At 41.1% G+C, this 17,786-nt stretch carries 15 protein-coding genes; 2 read left to right on the top strand and 13 right to left on the bottom strand.

Going from position 1 to position 17,786, the window contains the following annotated elements; translation table 11 throughout:
- Positions 1-298: 298 nt before the first annotated feature.
- The 6 genes from deoB to MKZ16_RS16475 all read right to left on the bottom strand — a co-directional run bounded on the left by deoB (position 299) and on the right by MKZ16_RS16475 (position 7,029).
- Entirely contained in the window at positions 299-1,486 is a 1,188-nt protein-coding gene (gene deoB, locus MKZ16_RS16500; protein WP_076099167.1) for a phosphopentomutase, read from the bottom strand.
- A 20-nt stretch (positions 1,487-1,506) separates the two neighbouring features.
- Positions 1,507-2,688: a NupC/NupG family nucleoside CNT transporter gene (locus MKZ16_RS16495; protein ID WP_036677141.1), complete on the bottom strand. Its 1,182-nt coding sequence runs from the start codon at positions 2,686-2,688 to the stop codon at positions 1,507-1,509.
- 15 nt (positions 2,689-2,703) lie between these two features.
- Positions 2,704-4,008 (bottom strand): purine/pyrimidine permease, encoded by a 1,305-nt coding sequence (locus tag MKZ16_RS16490; protein WP_076099168.1) that lies wholly within the window; start codon positions 4,006-4,008, stop codon positions 2,704-2,706.
- A 47-nt stretch (positions 4,009-4,055) separates the two neighbouring features.
- Positions 4,056-4,763, bottom strand: coding sequence for a purine-nucleoside phosphorylase (gene deoD, locus MKZ16_RS16485; RefSeq protein ID WP_036677145.1), 708 nt, complete (start codon positions 4,761-4,763; stop codon positions 4,056-4,058).
- A gap of 161 nt (positions 4,764-4,924) precedes the next feature.
- Positions 4,925-6,358, bottom strand: a complete 1,434-nt coding sequence (locus MKZ16_RS16480; RefSeq protein ID WP_076099169.1) for a helix-turn-helix domain-containing protein — start codon at positions 6,356-6,358, stop codon at positions 4,925-4,927.
- A 119-nt stretch (positions 6,359-6,477) separates the two neighbouring features.
- Positions 6,478-7,029: a biotin transporter BioY gene (locus MKZ16_RS16475; RefSeq protein ID WP_036677150.1), complete on the bottom strand. Its 552-nt coding sequence runs from the start codon at positions 7,027-7,029 to the stop codon at positions 6,478-6,480.
- A gap of 247 nt (positions 7,030-7,276) precedes the next feature.
- Between MKZ16_RS16475 and MKZ16_RS16470 the strand changes: the two genes are divergently transcribed.
- Entirely contained in the window at positions 7,277-8,254 is a 978-nt protein-coding gene (locus MKZ16_RS16470) for a biotin--[acetyl-CoA-carboxylase] ligase (RefSeq protein ID WP_038571255.1), read from the top strand.
- Between the two features lie 130 nt (positions 8,255-8,384).
- Here MKZ16_RS16470 and MKZ16_RS16465 read toward each other — a convergent pair whose 3' ends face one another.
- The 4 genes from MKZ16_RS16465 to MKZ16_RS16450 all read right to left on the bottom strand — a co-directional run bounded on the left by MKZ16_RS16465 (position 8,385) and on the right by MKZ16_RS16450 (position 12,691).
- Entirely contained in the window at positions 8,385-9,737 is a 1,353-nt protein-coding gene (locus tag MKZ16_RS16465) for an MATE family efflux transporter (protein ID WP_076105782.1), read from the bottom strand.
- 233 nt (positions 9,738-9,970) lie between these two features.
- Positions 9,971-10,654 carry a MarR family transcriptional regulator gene (locus MKZ16_RS16460; RefSeq protein WP_076105780.1) on the bottom strand — a complete coding sequence of 228 codons (684 nt, stop codon included), beginning with the start codon at positions 10,652-10,654 and terminating at the stop codon, positions 9,971-9,973.
- 297 nt (positions 10,655-10,951) lie between these two features.
- Positions 10,952-11,734 (bottom strand): ABC transporter ATP-binding protein, encoded by a 783-nt coding sequence (locus MKZ16_RS16455; protein WP_036677157.1) that lies wholly within the window; start codon positions 11,732-11,734, stop codon positions 10,952-10,954.
- Between the two features lie 114 nt (positions 11,735-11,848).
- Positions 11,849-12,691, bottom strand: a complete 843-nt coding sequence (locus MKZ16_RS16450) for an AraC family transcriptional regulator (protein WP_076105777.1) — start codon at positions 12,689-12,691, stop codon at positions 11,849-11,851.
- 150 nt (positions 12,692-12,841) lie between these two features.
- Between MKZ16_RS16450 and MKZ16_RS16445 the strand changes: the two genes are divergently transcribed.
- Complete coding sequence (locus tag MKZ16_RS16445; protein ID WP_076105776.1) at positions 12,842-14,551, top strand: glycoside hydrolase family 2 TIM barrel-domain containing protein; 1,710 nt, start codon at positions 12,842-12,844, stop codon at positions 14,549-14,551.
- A gap of 221 nt (positions 14,552-14,772) precedes the next feature.
- Here the strand turns inward: MKZ16_RS16445 and MKZ16_RS16440 are convergent, their stop codons facing one another.
- From MKZ16_RS16440 to MKZ16_RS16430, 3 genes are all read right to left on the bottom strand, one after another.
- Positions 14,773-15,345 carry a TetR/AcrR family transcriptional regulator gene (locus MKZ16_RS16440; RefSeq protein ID WP_076105774.1) on the bottom strand — a complete coding sequence of 191 codons (573 nt, stop codon included), beginning with the start codon at positions 15,343-15,345 and terminating at the stop codon, positions 14,773-14,775.
- A gap of 282 nt (positions 15,346-15,627) precedes the next feature.
- Positions 15,628-16,380: an SDR family NAD(P)-dependent oxidoreductase gene (locus tag MKZ16_RS16435; RefSeq protein WP_038571241.1), complete on the bottom strand. Its 753-nt coding sequence runs from the start codon at positions 16,378-16,380 to the stop codon at positions 15,628-15,630.
- Between the two features lie 234 nt (positions 16,381-16,614).
- On the bottom strand, positions 16,615-17,616 hold the full coding sequence (locus MKZ16_RS16430) for an NADP-dependent oxidoreductase (RefSeq protein ID WP_076105771.1): 1,002 nt from the start codon (positions 17,614-17,616) through the stop codon (positions 16,615-16,617).
- Positions 17,617-17,786 lie beyond the last annotated feature (170 nt).

Here is a 17,786-nt window from a genome sequence, read left to right as displayed (position 1 = left end):
TATACAGGTTGTCAACACTATTACTATCGAAGGAGTGGCATGAGTAGAAACTAGATTATTTATAACGTTGTTTTAGAATGCGATTCATCGAAAAAAGGATTAACGACAGGTGGATATAAAATTAACCCCTTTAATAATTGATTATTACCCTAATAATTGATCCGTAATAACAAAAAAAGCCGCTTACTCGGCAGCTTTTTAGATACGAAGATATGTAGATAAAAAAACAAACAGGATACCTTTTACTAATACAAGTTAGGTACCCTGTTTCTATTCAAAGTGTCTATTCAAATTAAGTTTATTTAAGCTCCTGTAGGAGACTCTGACCAAATTGGGGCATGGTCACAACAAAGTTATCAGCAACTGTTGCTCCAATATCCGAAAAAGTCTTCGATATAGGCAGCTCCCCTTGTCGATTGAAACTCTTACTGTAGAGGAGTAAAGGAACATATTCACGGGTGTGATCCGTACCCGCATGAATGGGATCATTCCCATGGTCTGCCGTAATTATTAGAAGATCGTCTTCACATAGCTCCTTTAGAACTTCATGTAATCGATCGTCAAATTCTTCTAGCGCTTTCCCATACCCGATCGGATCTCTACGATGGCCATAAAGTGCATCAAAATCAACAAGATTCAAGAAACTAAGTCCTGTAAAATCAGTATGAAGGGTCTCCATGAGTTTATCCATGCCATCCATGTTAGACACTGTACGCAAAGACTTGGTGACACCCTCCCCATCGTATATATCTGAGATCTTGCCAATCGCTAGTACATCGAACCCGGCATCCTTGAGCTCATTCATCACGGTTCTTCCATAAGGCTTCAAGGCATAATCATGACGGTTCGATGTTCTTTTGAAATTTCCGGGCTGCCCGAGGAATGGTCTAGCAATCACTCTGCCTAGCATGTACTTCTCACGTAAAGTAATCTCTCTGGTAATCCCGCAGATTTGATACAGTTCTTCTAAAGGAATAACCTCTTCATGAGCCGCAATCTGAATCACGGAATCTGCTGAAGTATAGACAATGAGTGCACCTGTGTTCATATGCTCTTGTCCAAGCTCATCGAGAATAGCTGTGCCACTAGCGGGTTTATTCCCAATCACCTTTCGTCCTGTTCTTTCTTCTAATTCATTAATTAATTCATAAGGAAATCCTTCAGGAAACACTTTGAAAGGAACGTCAATTCGTAGGCCCATGATTTCCCAGTGACCTGTCATCGTATCCTTTCCATTAGAAGCTTCCTGCATTTTGGTCCAATAAGCTAAAGGGCGCTCTACTTTGGGAACTCCGGGTATTGGGTCAATATGACTTAACCCTAGCTTGGATAACGCAGGAACATGTAGCCCATTCATTTTTTCTGCAATATGCCGTAATGTATGTGATCCTGCATCCCCAAACTTTTCAGCATCTGGAGCTTCACCAATGCCTACAGAATCCATAACGATGACGAAAATCCGCTTAAACCGGGGTGTTTGTTTCATGTTAATACTCCTTGCTTCAACTAGAATATGATACCGATAATCAAAGCTGATAAAACGCTTACAAGTGTGGCGCCAAATAACAGCTTTAATCCAAATCGTGCGACGATATTCCCTTGCTTTTCATTCAATCCCTTCACTGCACCCACAATGGTACCAATCGACCCAAAGTTAGCAAATGAGATTAGAAAAACGGAGACAATGGCTGTAGTACGGCCACTTAAACCTTCTTGAATCTTAACAAAGTCAAGCATAGCAACGAATTCATTCGCAACAAGCTTTGTCGCCATAATACTACCGGCCTCAACAGCTTCATGCCATGGCACACCGATAAGAAAGGCGATGGGTGCAAAGACGTAGCCTAACACTCCTTGGAACGAGATTCCGAATATGCCACTGAAGACCCCGTTAATCAAAGCAATGATTCCCACAAAACCAACTAACATTACCCCAACTACTATGGCTACTTTAAAGCCATCCATAATATATTCGCCCAGCATTTCAAAAAACGTTTGTTTTTCTTCTACCTGAACTTCAACAATATCTTCTTCAGGTGTAACTTCATACGGATTAATGATGGATGAAATGATAAATCCGCCAAATAGGTTTAATATCAATGCAGCTACTACATACCGAGGTTCTAGCATCGTCATATAGGAACCAACGATTGACATGGATACCGTAGACATTGCAGACGCACATAATGTATACAAGCGATGTTTCGGCAATAGTCCAAGTTGGTTTTTCACTGAAATAAACACTTCATTTTGTCCGACAATTGCGGCTGCAACTGCATTATAAGATTCCAATTTACCCATGCCATTTATTTTACTCAGTACCAGTCCAATATACTTTATAATGAATGGCAGTATTTTGTAATGTTGCAAAATCCCTATCAATGCTGACATAAAAACAATGGGCATCAAAACATAAAGGAAAAATGTATGCGCCCCTTCATTTGCAATCCCGCCAAACACAAAGTCAGTACCTTCATTGGCGTATCCAAGTAATTTTGCAAAACTATCAGCAAACCCTTTAATCAAAAATTCTCCAATGCTCGTTTTTAGGATAATTAATCCCAAACCTATCTGAATAGCAATCATTACAATGATTGGACGATATTTAATCTTTTTCTTATTGTTACTTCCTAGCCATGCCAGTAATAGAACAATAACCAGACCAGCAATAGAAATTAGATAATGCATTTTTAGCCCTCCAAATTATCGGTTAATTTTCTTGGAATCCTCATATCGGAATGCATCTTTCCACATTAACCCTTGTTCCAAAATAATCGCTAACAGGCTTCCGCATATTAATCCATTATTTAAAATGGCTATCACGATCGGAGATAAATGGGCCGTAGCTGATGCAGGAATAAACATTAAACCTACACCCACTAAAAGGGAAAGCCCACTGACAATAAATGTTCGCTCTTCATGAATAACCTTTTTCAATTCCTTTAGCGCTAGTCCGACCATCTTCACAAAAATGACGAAGGTAACAGAATAGCCTATGGGAGCTGGAATCGCAGATATGAAATTCATCATAGGCGGAAACAAGGATATTGAGATCACTAAGCTGCAGCCTATTAAAAATGATTTGCGCTCCCTCATCCCTGTTTGCTCAACATATCCCGCCGCTCCCGAAATAGGGACTGAGCCGATCGCTCCTAAACCACCACTAATAAGATGCGTAATTCCAGAAGTAAACCCGGCGCGCAAATAACGACGATGATCCCCTTGCTTGGGTTTCATAACGGTCTCCATCAAACGGATGGATGCCACTGCATTGGTTATTAATAATAGGGTTAGTAAAAATGCAGTAGTAATTGTCCCGGCATCGAATCGGGGTTTTCCAAATGGGAATATTTCCGGCAGCTTAAATAGAGTATCCGCACGAGAAACCGCCGGCATACTACCGCAGATTATAAATAATAGGCAGCCTATCACTATACTGAAAATTATTGAAAACTGGCTGAGTAATACAAAGCGGCTGTTGCCTAACCAAAAGGTAATGCAGACCACAATCACACTAAGGATGAATACTTTAACATCTAACATGGTGTGGGATATGGTAATCCCCATCATCCCTTTCATAAAAGATCCGCTTAATTGAAAGATCAATAAAAGTAAATAAATAAAGGTGATGGTTGGAGTAAATAGACGAGCGATTTTATCCATTAGCTTAAATGCTGAAATTAGGATAAACAACACTCCGCTAATGATCATCGCTCCACTTAAAGCCTGTAAAGCTCCGTTGTTAGAGGAATAGAGTCCCCCCACTAAACTCGCGTAAATGGTAAAAATGCTCCACCATAACCCTGCCGGACCTTCATGAATAGGGAATTTATGACCCATCAGGCCTTGTAAAAATCCAGCTATTGCTAAAGTAATCATGGTGCTCTGAATGAGTCCGGAAGTCTCTATGGGTGTTAAGTTATATAAATCTGCGATAGCAATGGGTGCAGCAATTGCACCAGCGATCATAAAAATCATCCACTGCAATCCTGACAGTATTACCTTCATTTCTTTCTCACTCTCTTTTCTAACAACACTACACTCTTATCAATAAATCAGCCTTCAATGACTGTGTTAAGAGCTACTTCGACCATTTCATAAAAGGATTGTTCACTTTCTTTATGAGTTAGGTGTTCCTGTCTTAACAATTGACTGCCGACGGTCAAAATCGATAAAGCTTTTACACCATATTTAGCGGCTAAAGTGTATAGGGCGGTACTTTCCATTTCTACAGCTAATACACCGAAATCCATAAACTTGTGAAGCCGATCTAAATTTTCACGATAAAATTCATCAGAATTATAGATGTTACCAACAAACACATTGGCATTTTTAGCTTGTGCTTGTTGATATGCTTTCATTAGCAATGAGAAATCTGCCGTTGGTGCAAAATTACAGCCATGAAAGATCTTTTCCGTCATATTACTGTCTGAAGATACTGCTTGGGCTAATATAATATCGCGGATATTGATTTCTTCCTGCATCGCGCCACATGTACCAATGCGAATCAATTTCTTAACTTCATAATCGACGATCAATTCTGTCGCGTAGATACTCATCGATGGATTTCCCATCCCTGTCCCCTGAACCGACACAGGCACACCCTTGTATAATCCAGTGTATCCATACATCCCTCTTACTTCGTTATAACAATAAGCCTCCTCTAAAAAGTGTTCTGCCACAAACTTTGCACGCAAGGGATCTCCTGGGAGCAAAACGAGCTCTGCTATTTCTCCCTTATTTGCACCTAAATGCCTACTCATAGTTCTTCCTCCAACTTTTAATAGTAAACTGAGGTTTACCGAAATCGCTTTCCACTTGCCTTCAAGTAAAATCAGTTTCGAAACTAGATTGAGCATAAGGTTTTTTAACATTACAAACTAGACCAAAAACTTACGGAGCTTACGGAAAATAATTGGTCAAATTATAAAAGCAGTTCTTTACGAATGTTGTCTAAGTCTCTTTTAGAGGGGATCGTAGAAATAATAACAACAGGCACTGTCTTTAATGCAACCGGGATATTACTAATGACAAGATCGATATTATTTTGCTGCATGATCTCGTCGGTCAGGCCTTTCATTATGGAAGTATTAAGGATCAACTGATCCCCAATTTCTTTTTTTATCAAATCTGCTATGTAATGACGAATTGAAAATTCTTCCCCGATCACTAAAAAAGCCCTCTTACTTTTGTAACGTAAACTCGAGCGGACAATTAAGGTTAGCTTTGTTAAATGAAAGTGATTAAACAAAACAGAAGGGTAAGTTTTATTCCACGTTTGCATACAGGTTTGCAATTCTTGATAAATCTGCTGGCACTCCTTTTGAACATATGTTGTTAAATGACTTGTTGAAATCATCATCCACTCAGGAATGGCATTTTCGATTAATAGCTTGTCAAAGAACCCGTAAATCTCCAAAATAAACCGTTCTTGCATATGCAAGTTCGGGTATACCTTTGCTAATAACATTAGAAGTAGATTCCCCATTTGATATTCTTCTTTATCCTTATGTAATTCTACTTCTTTCATCGGAGTGATCTCTGACCCTTCATAATAATGATATTGGCTGAGACTAACCATGGATTGCATAAAGAATATTTCACTGTTTGGAAATTTAAGGGACAGCTTGTCCTCAAGACGTTTTGCAATAGTTTTCACTGGAAAATAAAACATCCCCTTTTCCCAAGGGTAAGCATTTTCGTCGATTTTCACACACTTTCCTTTAGCCACTCTTTCTATAACAATGGCCAACAAAAACGATAATCTCCTTTTGGAATTGATAAAATATACAATTTTATTCTCATTTTCTATATTTGTGATTAACTGATTAATATAAGCAAAATCAACATTCGCAAAGGGCCAGCCTGTAAACTCATACGCATCACAATATAACTTCCAATAAAAATATCGAATATTCATTTCATTCCCTTTGATCATGGGGGTAGAAAAACTAATGCGTAGCTTATAAGCTTTTAGATCATCATTATTTAATTGCACAATCAATTTCTTCAAAGACGAGGTACTCATAAACATGGCTTCGGAGAGCTCCTCCACAGACAGTCGACCCACATTCGTAAATAAAAAATCCATCAGCCGATAAAAGATGGTTTGTCTGAACATAGAAGAAATCACTTCACTAATCGTACTTCGCCCATCACGTTGAAGAACTATTCCCTTTCCTCTAGAAACCTCAATGGTTACAGTAGATGGTAATTGCTTGCTGATTTCCTCCACCATCTTCCGGATGGTCTTATCAGAGATCCCTAAACTTTTTTCAATTTCCGCTAAGGTAAACCATCTATGTTCCGTATCAAGCAGCGTTAATAGTTGACTAGCTAAATTAAATCCCTTATCCATTTTTCTACACCCACTTCAATTTCGTTTTAATTTTTATAGTATAAACAAATTCGCAACCATAACCCTATTATTTTTCAATAAAAAAACCCGGGTTTTATTTACCCGAGTTTCACATCACATTATATTTGTGTTTTTTCTTCAATAGGGCTAATTGCTTTCAGCTGCATCGTTATGACGGCTGCAATAACGGCTTTGATGATGTCTCCCGGAAGAAAGGCCAACGCTCCGACAAGACCAGCCCAGATCGAAGTATTGGTTATCAATGCCATGACAGGGGCACCAATCAGACTCACTAGTAATACACCGAAGATTATGTTGATAGCTACCAGCTTCCAAGTTCGAACCTTCGGCCAGATTTTTTCGGAATACCAGCCAATAAGGCCGGCCGCAATTGGAAAGCTAAATATGTATCCTGCAGAAGGTCCAACTAGCACCGAGATTCCGCCGCGACCGCCGGTCAGTACAGGCAGCCCAATGGCTACTAGTATGATGAAAATAATTAGACTGAGAGCGCCCATCCGTTTCCCCAGAAAACATCCAGCCAACATGACGCCAAGTGTCTGGGCAGTGATCGGAACGGGGATGAAGCCGAGTGGGATGGGCGGTATCATCCCCAACACCGCGATAAGTGCTGCGAATAATGCAGCATAAATAAGTTCTTTTGTCTTCAAAAAAATGACCTCCATTGGATATCAATGATTGTATTCTGGTTAGTAAATACGTCCAGTAAGCTGAATTATAATGGAGATATTCTTTATTGTAAACCATAAATTATTATATGGTTTACAATAAAACAAAATACCATGCTTGAGTTTTTCCTATTGTTATATAGAATTAGAGTATTCAGTCGCAATCGTTGGATGTTAATCTATTCAATGGGTTTTGGTCGGAGAGTTATACTTTTGGAGGTTTAAGTTCATGACAGTAAAAGAACATATTCTTGCCTTACTCGACAGTAATAAGGGTGAATATTTTTCCGGCGAGGAAATAGCCGTTCAGTTATCCGTGACGCGCAGCGCGGTCTGGAAAGCCATAAAATCTTTACAGACAGACGGTTATTCCATACAAGCTGTAACCAATAAAGGATATTCCATGTCACCACAAACGGATATCTTATCAGCCAGTGCAATTTCAAAGTACCTGGATACTCGGGGGCAAAAGTTACGAGTTGAAGTCTTTAAGACCATATCTTCCACGAATGAAGCCGTAAAAAACCTTGCCTCAAATGGAGAAGCTGAAGGTAAGGTGATTCTTTCGGAAGAACAAACAGCTGGTCGCGGGCGAATGGGCCGGAAGTTCTTTTCTCCACCTGGAACGGGTATCTATATGAGCATCCTGCTGCGTCCCAAGCTGTCCGCAACAGACTCAGCTTTATTGACCACTTGCGCCGCAGTAGCTGTAGCCCTTTCTATCGAGAGCGTATCCAGTAAAGAAACGCAGATTAAATGGGTAAATGACGTTTTCATGGAAGGGAAAAAAGTGTGCGGGATTCTTACCGAAGCATCCGTGTCACTGGAAAACGGCTGGCTTGATTATGCTGTTCTCGGCATCGGTATCAATGTAGTCCTCCCTTCCGAAGGCTTTCCCACTGATCTTACCGAGATTGCAACAACTGTAATCTCCGAAAACAATCCTTATGGTGATCTCCGCAACCGTCTCGTTGCAGAAGTACTAAACAATTTCATGAGATATTATGAGCATTTAACGGACAGATTGTTTCTTTCCGAATACAAAAAAAGGTTAATTTCACTTGGAGAACCTGTGACCGTGATAAAGGATAATGAACAACGTAAAGCAACAGCCATTGATATCGATGACGATTGCCATCTGAAAGTCAGATATGAGAATGGTGACGAGGAGTATCTTTCAAGTGGAGAAGTCAGCATTAAAATTTAACTGGAGCTTCGCCTCCAAAGCAGCTATGTGCTGCCTCATGGCAGGCTGCGTCATCATACGAGCCAAAAAAACCTTGCTGATCCAAGGTTTTTTTAGATGTACTTAAAGTATCAACTTAAAGCTTAGGATTTTACTGTACTAAAGTATCTAAATCAGGCTGCAATTTGTTCCGCAGAACATACAGCATGATGGCACCCACAAGGAACGCAACAGCATCCGAAATGACGAGCGACCAGACTACTCCGTGGAAACCGTTCATTCGATTAGCGATATACAATACTGGAATCAGAGTAATACCTTGAATAATTGACATAATAAAGGCGGCGGTTCCTTGTGCTGTCGCTTGGAAGATACCTGTAAACAACGCGGTCGTTCCTGAAATGAACAGGGATAAGAACGTTACATGAAGAATGTAGCTGCCTAGTTCAATTAATTGAGGGTCATTCGTAAATAAACCGATTAAGTGGTCTGAAATCAGATATACAATAATGCCGAACACGGCTGCTAATGCCACAGTCACTTTGATTGTAAAAGTAATGGTGTGCTTCATGCGTAATTTGTTAGCTGTAAAAGAGAAGGCAATCAGCGGCACGACTCCCTCACATAAGCCCATCAGGATAACCTCTGGAAATTGTAATAAACGTGATGAAATCCCGAAGGCCGCAATGGCCTGCTCCCCATATTCGACCAGAAAACGGATAAAGATGAGTGACATTGCACCCATGAAGAGACTCATAACAAAGACTGGAACTCCAATTTTAAATACATTGCTGAGAATGTCTTTGGAAGCTTTGAACCATTTTACGGAGATGGTTAAGAATTGGCTCTTATATCCCATGTGGAAGGCATAGAATGCACTAGCAACCAAGTTAGAAATGACTGTAGCAGATGCAACCCCGATCACGTCCCAATGGAAGACGAAAATGACTAGCGCATCGAGAATAATATTCACAACAACACTGAGAAGCATACCGATCATCGAAGTGATTGCTGCCCCCTCCGAGCGCACGATATTCTCCAGCGTGAAGAATAGAACGACGAAAGGTGAACCAATAAGCATAATCGTGACATAGTCCTTCGTGAATCCGAAGGAGTCAGGCGTCGCTCCCAAGCCATGAACGATTGAATCGATCAATGGGATGCCGGCAGCCATCAAAATAAGACCGAGAACTAAACTGCTGTAAAAGGCGAATGAAGACACATGCTTTACATCATCATATTTTTTCTCTCCCAGCAAACGGGAGATAAATGCACTGCTACCGATGCCAATCAAGTTACCAAGCGCCATTATGGCGGCAAATAACGGTAAAGTTAGTGCGAGTGCGGTTAACATCGCAGTATTGCCCAGTGTACCAAGGAAATAGGCGTTCAAAATGGAGTATATGACACTCATCGACATGCCTAGCATCATCGGTACTGCGAAGTGAGCTACGGCTTTTGCGACAGGTGCTTTTTCAAAGTAATGGAGGTTTTCTGCATCCATAGGGTTCACCACTATCTTTCTTTATTTTGTTTTTTGAAATACTTAGAATTCTAACTATCGGTCCAATATGAACCGTGACGCAGCAACAAGCAAACCTGTACCCTAACGTCGAGTTTTCAGATTTGGCATACGAAATTTGATTATTCTTCAGTTTCACATTACGCTGCCTTTGCCGTTCATCTTTCTCTGGTGGAAAGGCAGCGCCTCAGCTACTGTTTGCAAAAAGACTCTAATTACTTATCGTCCGGGCCATGTGACTTGTCAGGTGACGAATTACTGTCATCTCTGGAAGGCCAGCTGAATCCGCGCATGTCACCATGCCCTTCTCCGCCAAACCCAGGGAATCTGCCGCTAAAGCGTTCGTCCCTAGAATTTCCCCACATTTTGTGCATTTGCCCGCGCATAGCCATCAGTTTTTCAAATTCCTCTGTTCCCATACGCTCCTTTGCGGCTTCCATCCACATAGCCATCACATTACGTTCTCCGTCCGTTCCAAGTTCTTCCTCCAAAGCTGTAATGACGCGAGATAGGTAATCCCCGAAAGCTATCTGCTCTTCTGGCGATAAGCGAGAAAATATGTTGCCGTTGTCTATCTCTTGTTTCTCTTCCTCTTGCCCTTTTTGCGTTAGGTAAATCAACATGATACGTTTGTCTGTTTCTGAGGGCTTACGGGTGATGTATTCTGCTTTCTCCAGTTTACCAAGCAATTCATTGAGGGATGATACACGGATGTCCAGCATATAGGATAAGTCTTTGGTGCTGATACCGTCTTTCATCCGAAGAAATGCTAATATCCTGCCTTGCCCACGTGATGCGTCGGCCATCGGACCAACCGCGGCGTGAGTTTTCAAGTGTTGCCTTTGCAACAGCCATTGCAGTTTCGCGAGTTTTTCGTATAACTCATCATTCATGTCCATAATGAATCCTCCGTTGAATTTTTACGGTACCTGTTGCTCTTTGTGACGGTACCTGTTAATTTGTATTATAACGGTACCTGTTAGATATGTCAAAATGTTTTTTTGCAGGTACCGTTAGTATGTTGTTACGATGTTTCTGGGAGGTGGCTTATAAGCTTGCAAACAAATACAAAACCCGCGCCCCGCGCGGGTTATTTTAAAATTATATTGTGATCAGTTTTCATTTTTTATATCTGCAAGCAATCCTTCAAACCACTTCAGAACGGTTTGCTCGCCTATTCGATGTGCCTTGATATTCTACTTATCACCGGCAAGTGTAAGCCACTTGCGGTTATGATGTTCCTGTACTTCAACAGGGGTATCGAAGAAATCGCTCAAGACATCCGACTGCAAGCAGTTTACTGTCTCATCCCCTTTGTAGATTTCGCCGCTCTTTACCAGCAGCGTGTGCGTAAAGCATGGTGTTATCTCTTCGATATGATGGGTTACATACAGCAAGGTTGGTCCACCGGGTTGCTTTGTTATCTTCTCGATCATCTGCAGCAGCTGTTCTCGGGCAAAAATATCAAGTCCCGTGCATGGCTCATCAAGAATTAGTAGATCTGGATTGGCCATTAGTGCGCGTGCTATGAGGACTTTCTGCCGCTGTCCTTGCGACAAGGTATCATATGTACGACTAACTAAGGAAGAGCAGTCTAGAAATTCCATTAACTCTTCGGCTTGTTTTTGATCCTCTTCATTTGTCTTATCATACAGACCAATGGTCGCAAATTTCCCGCTTAGGACGATGTTCAGGGCAGTCTGATGGCCGTACAGCTTCTGCTGCAAGGAGGTGCTTACCCAACCGATTCGTTTGCGTAGCTCTCTCAAGTCCACATCGCCGAAGCGATGGTCCAGCACCTCAACTTGTCCTGTTGTCGGCCAGATATAGCCGTTCACTACATTTAGCATCGTCGTTTTTCCTGAACCGTTCAGACCGACGATACACCAGTGTTGTCCTTGCTTCACTTCCCAATTCATATCGCGTAAGATCATTGTCGTATCACGTTGCCATGATACATTTTTGAGTGATATAATCACGCCAAATTCCCCCTCCTTAAACATGCTTCAATGAGTTCAATACTATCATGGTACAGCCCTTCCCGTAAAAAAACCATAACCTCAAGATTTTTTTACCAGTGGTTCTACGGACAATTAATCTTTGATTCTCTGTTTGTTTCGGTATACTGTCGGAGGGATCCCGTTAAGCTGTTTAAAAATCTTGCTGAAATGATATTCTTCGTAGTACCCGCATAATTTGGCTATTTCCTTAACTGGATAATCGGTAAAGACTAGATAACGGCAAGCTTGCTGGTTCTGTATGTGCATATGGTATTCCTTAGGCCCCATCCCCGTAAATTTTAGGAACATCTTACGCAAGTAAGATGGCGAAATGCCGTATTTCTCCGCCAATTTTTCGATCCGGTGATGATCCTTATAGTCGTTCTCGAGTGTTTTCTTGATTTGCTCGAAGGCGGCGAAAGCTCCAGACTCCATCAGTTTCCAGTCCGGTTGTACGGTCTGGTGCAGCATATGCAGCAGGATCTGCATTTTAGCCCGGGAAACAGCTATGCCATCGGTTAGTCCGGGCAGCCATTCCTGGTGAATCCCCCAGACCAACCGGCTAATTTCCTCAGCTTCCTGTTGATTATATTGGCTTAAGAAGGGAAGTCTTAGTTTTCCGATTGGCTTGACTTCCTTCCATACCGCATCATAACCAAGCTCGGCACAATCGAAGAGCAGCATCGTTATACGAAGTGGAGCATCCATCTGCGAGCGCATGGACAGTTTAAGGCCTGGTTTTAAATAGATTAGCATTCCAGCCTCTACTTTGTGCTCAACATTGGTCAGGAAAACCCCTTTACCTTCATGAATCCAGTACAAGCTGTGCACATTTACCATGTTACGGATGTCCTCCCAGCCGGGATAAGTAGCTTTGTCGAGTACAAAATGGATATGCACGGTGAGGTCATTGAGCTTGTAATCATTTTCTTCCAATTAATATCCCCTCCTGCTGCTAAAAGAGCGATTTAAACAAGACGGTAACGTTTTTTTCTATTCAATGCTTAAACTCCAAATGTTACTATCCATATTATCAAGATGTCTGAAATTCTCAATACATTACAGGAAAAAAAAGGAGGAACACACTTGTTAAGGACTTTTAGCGAGTATCAAATTCGGAGAACTGAGCTGTTGGATGGGCCTTGGGATTTCATGAAGGATCCGTTAAATACGGGTGTTCAAGAAAAATGGTTTGAGCGATTTCCACATTCTAGGCAGTCTCTTTATGTGCCCTCGTGCTGGAATAATGAACTGGGAATGTACGATTATGAAGGTGTCGGTTGGTATCGTAAAAAAATACAGATTGTGAATTCACAGCATGTCAGACTCATCTTTCATGCCGTGCTGGGCCATGCCGATGTCTATTTGGACGGGCGGCACCTTGGGTATCACTATGGCGGATTTACACCTTTTGAATTTATTGTTCCTTCCTTAGGGGCAGGAGAACATGAGATTATCGTCCGGACGGACAGCACCTTGGACCTACTTACGATTCCGACAGAGCAGGTGGATTGGTATCATTACGGGGGTATCATACGGTCGGTGGAGCTGCAATATTTGCCTGATATTTACATCGAACAGCTGAAGATTGATTATGCACTGCATGGATCAGATGCAGATGTTACTGTTCAGGTGCAGCTCCATTCCTTCCATAAGGAGCAGCATACTACCAAGATCATATTCTCCGAAAGCGGACATGAATTGCACTCGGAAGAAGTACAGATTGAGACTGGCCAAACCCTCAGTCCTACGTTCAAGTTGCTTATGCCTGAAATACGTTTGTGGAACGTAGGTCTTCCAGAACTGTATACCTTTCAACTGCGGACAGAGGAAGACGACAAGATTGAACGGATCGGTTTTCGCTGTATTGAAACAAAGGATCATCAGATTCTAATTAACGGTTCACCCGTATATCTTAAGGGGGTGAACCGACATGAAGAGCATCCTGAGTGGGGTTTTGCCTTCCCTCCGAAGCTGATGCACAAGGAGCTCAGTATCATTTTGGAGTTAGGTTGCAACTCCGTCCGGGGCTCGCATTATCCCCAGAGCCCATATTGGCTTGATCTACTCGATGAGCAAGGGATTGTATACTGGAGCGAAATTCCGATATGGGGAGCCTTTCTGCCGAACGAAACGGTAAGTGAGCCGCTCTTCCAGGAGCGTGCACTGTCTATGATTGAAGAAATGATTGGCCTGCATTTTCATCACCCAAGTGTGATCTTCTGGTCCGTTCATAATGAGATTGATACCCGGACTCAAGAAGCATATGCTTTCACACAAGCTCTAGTCGGATTGGTAAAGAAACTCGACAGCACTAGGCTTGTCACCTACGCTACGATGCATCCACTCGAAGATATTCTACTTCCATTATTCGATGTTATCGGTATAAATAAATATTTCGGCTGGTACGAAGGCGATACAGCCAGCTTCAAAGACATGCTGGAACAGTTCCATGTGCGTGCGGAGCAGATGGGAGCCGGTAACAAGGTTGTGCTCATGACCGAATTCGGTGGTGCTGGACTATTCGGGGATGTGGGCTGGGAGCCGAGATTGTTCAGCGAGGATTATCAGGCAGATATTGTGACTGAAGCGCTGACAATCTTCAAGAATGATTCGAAAATTGGCGGGACCTACATCTGGCAGTTTGCAGACATCCGCGGCGATCTGAAAAGCAGCAGTAAGAACTTCCGCGACCGGGCCCGCGGCTTCAACAATAAGGGTCTGGTTAATGAATACCGTAAACCCAAACAATCCTTTCGTGAAGTGCGCTGTATCTACCGATCTTGGACAGATTAATATCCACATTGACTAAGAAGCCCATCGTCAGCATGGGTTTTTTTAGTGTCTTCATTCTTAGATCCTTACAGCTGGTGTCGGATGCTGTATATATATAGTTAAGCTGGGCGTATTAAGCCGGTTCTATTCTTTGCGTACTCGGGTAGCAGTAAGTTGATTGTCTATTTTCGGCATTCGATACAAGTGCTTCTCCTCTTACATTGCAGATAGATAAAGGAGTTTTAATCTAGAGTGATCAGTATGGTATGAATAATACTTGTTAATTTTTTATGATCCGTTGCCGTTTTTACCATTGTACGCAGTCCTAACCAGGCATTCATTAAATAATGAGAAATGGCCTCGGGCTCCAGTGAAATTCTAAGTTCACCTCTTTGCTGACCAGTATGAACGAGGTCATATAACAACTTCTCCGTTTTTGAATAGCTATTCTCAACAAAGGATGCAACCTCCGGATCCAGTACTCCCAGCTCCACACCCGAATTAACTATGAAACATCCTTGAGGTTCTCCTTCGCTCCTCATCGAGGATTCTAGAAATTGTCGAATGATCTCCTTTACCGGTTCTTGCTTCTCAACCAAGAATCTCATTTTTTTGTTTTGAGTAGATTCGTACCGTTGGAGTGCCGTCAAATATAAGGCGTGCTTATCACCAAATGTATCATAGATACTTCTTCTGTGAATTCCCATACAGTCTACCAAATCTTGCATTGAAGTTTTCTCGTAACCTTGCATCCAAAATAGTTGTATCGCTTTATCTAGTACTTCATTAATTTCAAATTCTTTGCTTCTTGCCATTGTAATCACCTCAAGCAATCATTATACATTTAAGTAAACGATCCGCAAACTAATATATAAAACGTAAATAAAATCAAGCAAGATGCTTGATTTTATTCATAACATGATAACTGAACTGATGCTTACCATTGGATTCTTACTTTGGCTGTTTTTAAACAATCCAGAGTCCAATCTTTTTCCAACGTGTGCAAAAGTTGTACCCTACGTTTAAGAATAGGGAAGCCAGTTCTTTTTGCTCCAGTTTCTTCGACGATCGTTTTCGTGACTAATATCTAATTCGATTTAAAACTCAGATATAATTGGATAGATTTGATCTCTCAGATTGAAGTTATAGTTCTGGTCAACAATCCCTATCATATCATTGCTATTATAAAGTTCTACCATGAAACTCGCCATTTGTTTGGCAGTGTGGTACTTAGGCATGTTTGCTTTGTAATCAAATTCTTCAGCATCTATTGATTTCTTCACAAATTCCGTTTCAGTTATTGCTGGAGCTAAAACTTTTGCTTTTAATTTCGCGCCTTTAAGCTCTAGTTCTTTTGCAAGCCCTTCGGTGAAGGCACTAACATAATATTTAGATGCAGAATAAGCAACGCTCCCAACAGCAATGGCATATCCGAGTGCGGATGATACGTTAATTAACTGAGTTCCTTCTACATCAGCATAATCTCGCACAAATAGTGTAGAAAGGATCGTCAAGGATTCGATGTTAACACGTAACATAGTTTCAACTTTATCTAAATTCTGTTCTACCACAAAAGAAGCTTCACCAAGTCCTGCATTATTAATCCAGGTTTCTATTTGGTATTCCTTCAAAGTGTTATACAGTGTGTAAGCCTGCTCTGTAACAGACAGATCACTTGAACGAACAAGAACATTTACATTAGGATCAATATTCTGAATTGTTGATTTAAGTTCTTCTAATTTATCTAATCTTCTAGCTACCAAAATTAAATTTTTACCGCGTGCAGCAAACGCCAATGCTGTTTCATACCCAATTCCTGAGCTTGCTCCTGTAATCACTGTATATTTCATATTATTCTCTCCCTTTTAAGTTTTTTGATCATTTAACAACATTTCGATAGAGTTTTGTTCACGATTAAACTTGTATCTCGTTCATCCCTCCCTTAATAAATTTCTTCGAAATATTCAAGAACGATCATTCTAGTTACGGCAAAAAAACTACACTATTAACTCTAATTTAAATCAGTATATCAATTCTAGAATGATCAGTAAAGAATTTTTCGACAACCAATTTAGATATACTCCTTAAAATCTGATAATAACTTTCCCTTTAGGATGACCTTCAGCAACAAAATTCAGTGCTTCGTTAATCTCTTCTATGTGGAATTCTGTTGGGTCCACTGCTGGTACAATCCCATTATCTTCAATAATCTTCGTGATTTTCTTTAATTGTTCGCCATCACTGCGAACAAAAATGAAATGATATTGAATCTTCTTTTTCTTCGCTTTATGATCATACTTAGCCCCAGCGATGGTGAAGAGCTTTTTTTTCCAGCCAGAGAAGCCCAGATCTTCTGCAAAACGTTTGTTAGGACCGGTCCGCAGAGAAAGAAGGCGGCCTCCTGCTTTAATAATTGAAAGCTCATGATCAAATTCGCTTGGTCCCAAGGTATCAATCACATAATCTACATCACCAAGCTGTTCCCAATAGTTCTCAGTCGTATAATCAATATATTGGTCTGCACCAGCGGCCATTGTCCGTTCACGTGCTTCTGGATTTCCACTGATGATGACCTTGAGCCCCATACTTTTGGCGATAGGAATGGCCATTTGGCCAAATGAACCAGAACCTCCAGGGATAAACACGATTTCGCCAGCTTTAGCATCTAATTCTTCATTTAATCCTTGATAGGCTGTCAATCCTGTTAATGGCGCAGCTGCACCAGTCACAAAATTCAAATTAGCGGGTAGGTGCCCGATGGCATTTGCATTAATTGCCGCGTATTCCGCAAAGGCACCGATTTTTTGTAGTGGCAGACGTGAATAAATTGCATCGCCAACTTTGAAGCCTTGCACCTTCTTACCCACTTTTTCAATAACACCCGTCAGCTCGTTACCAAGTACCAATGGGAATTCATAATCCTGAATCAGCTTTACGCTTCCGGTACCAATGAGCAATTCCAAATGATTAACTGCTGCTGCTTTCACCTGGACCAAGACTTCGTTATCACTTATTTCTGGGATTGGAATATCGTTCACTTTTACTATGAACTTTTTTGAATATTTGGTGATCTGTGCTGCTTTCATAATTAATGACCTCCTATGCGTTAAAAAAGTAACATTTATTTATTTTTGTAACTTATACAATAAGCATAAAGCAATAAGTTACAAAAATCAATAATTGTTACTGATTATTTTATATGTTAAAATATTCGCAAGTGTATTAATGATAAAAAGGAATTTATTGAAGAAAGAAG

The organism is Paenibacillus sp. FSL R5-0928, assembly GCF_037970385.1.
Taxonomy (GTDB): Bacteria; Bacillota; Bacilli; order Paenibacillales; family Paenibacillaceae; genus Paenibacillus_AQ; species Paenibacillus_AQ odorifer.
This window is presented reverse-complemented; position numbering and strand designations above follow the sequence as displayed.

Bases quoted from the DNA above. Each gene is read 5' to 3' on its own strand.
- deoB (WP_076099167.1), bottom strand. From the start codon at position 1,486: ATGAAACAAACACCCCGGTTTAAGCGGATTTTCGTCATCGTTATGGAT.
- MKZ16_RS16495 (WP_036677141.1), bottom strand. From the start codon at position 2,688: ATGCATTATCTAATTTCTATTGCTGGTCTGGTTATTGTTCTATTACTG.
- MKZ16_RS16490 (WP_076099168.1), bottom strand. From the start codon at position 4,008: ATGAAGGTAATACTGTCAGGATTGCAGTGGATGATTTTTATGATCGCT.
- deoD (WP_036677145.1), bottom strand. From the start codon at position 4,763: ATGAGTAGGCATTTAGGTGCAAATAAGGGAGAAATAGCAGAGCTCGTT.
- MKZ16_RS16480 (WP_076099169.1), bottom strand. From the start codon at position 6,358: ATGGATAAGGGATTTAATTTAGCTAGTCAACTATTAACGCTGCTTGAT.
- MKZ16_RS16470 (WP_038571255.1), top strand. From the start codon at position 7,277: ATGACAGTAAAAGAACATATTCTTGCCTTACTCGACAGTAATAAGGGT.
- MKZ16_RS16465 (WP_076105782.1), bottom strand. From the start codon at position 9,737: ATGGATGCAGAAAACCTCCATTACTTTGAAAAAGCACCTGTCGCAAAA.
- MKZ16_RS16460 (WP_076105780.1), bottom strand. From the start codon at position 10,654: ATGGACATGAATGATGAGTTATACGAAAAACTCGCGAAACTGCAATGG.
- MKZ16_RS16440 (WP_076105774.1), bottom strand. From the start codon at position 15,345: ATGGCAAGAAGCAAAGAATTTGAAATTAATGAAGTACTAGATAAAGCG.
- MKZ16_RS16435 (WP_038571241.1), bottom strand. From the start codon at position 16,380: ATGAAATATACAGTGATTACAGGAGCAAGCTCAGGAATTGGGTATGAA.
- MKZ16_RS16430 (WP_076105771.1), bottom strand. From the start codon at position 17,616: ATGAAAGCAGCACAGATCACCAAATATTCAAAAAAGTTCATAGTAAAA.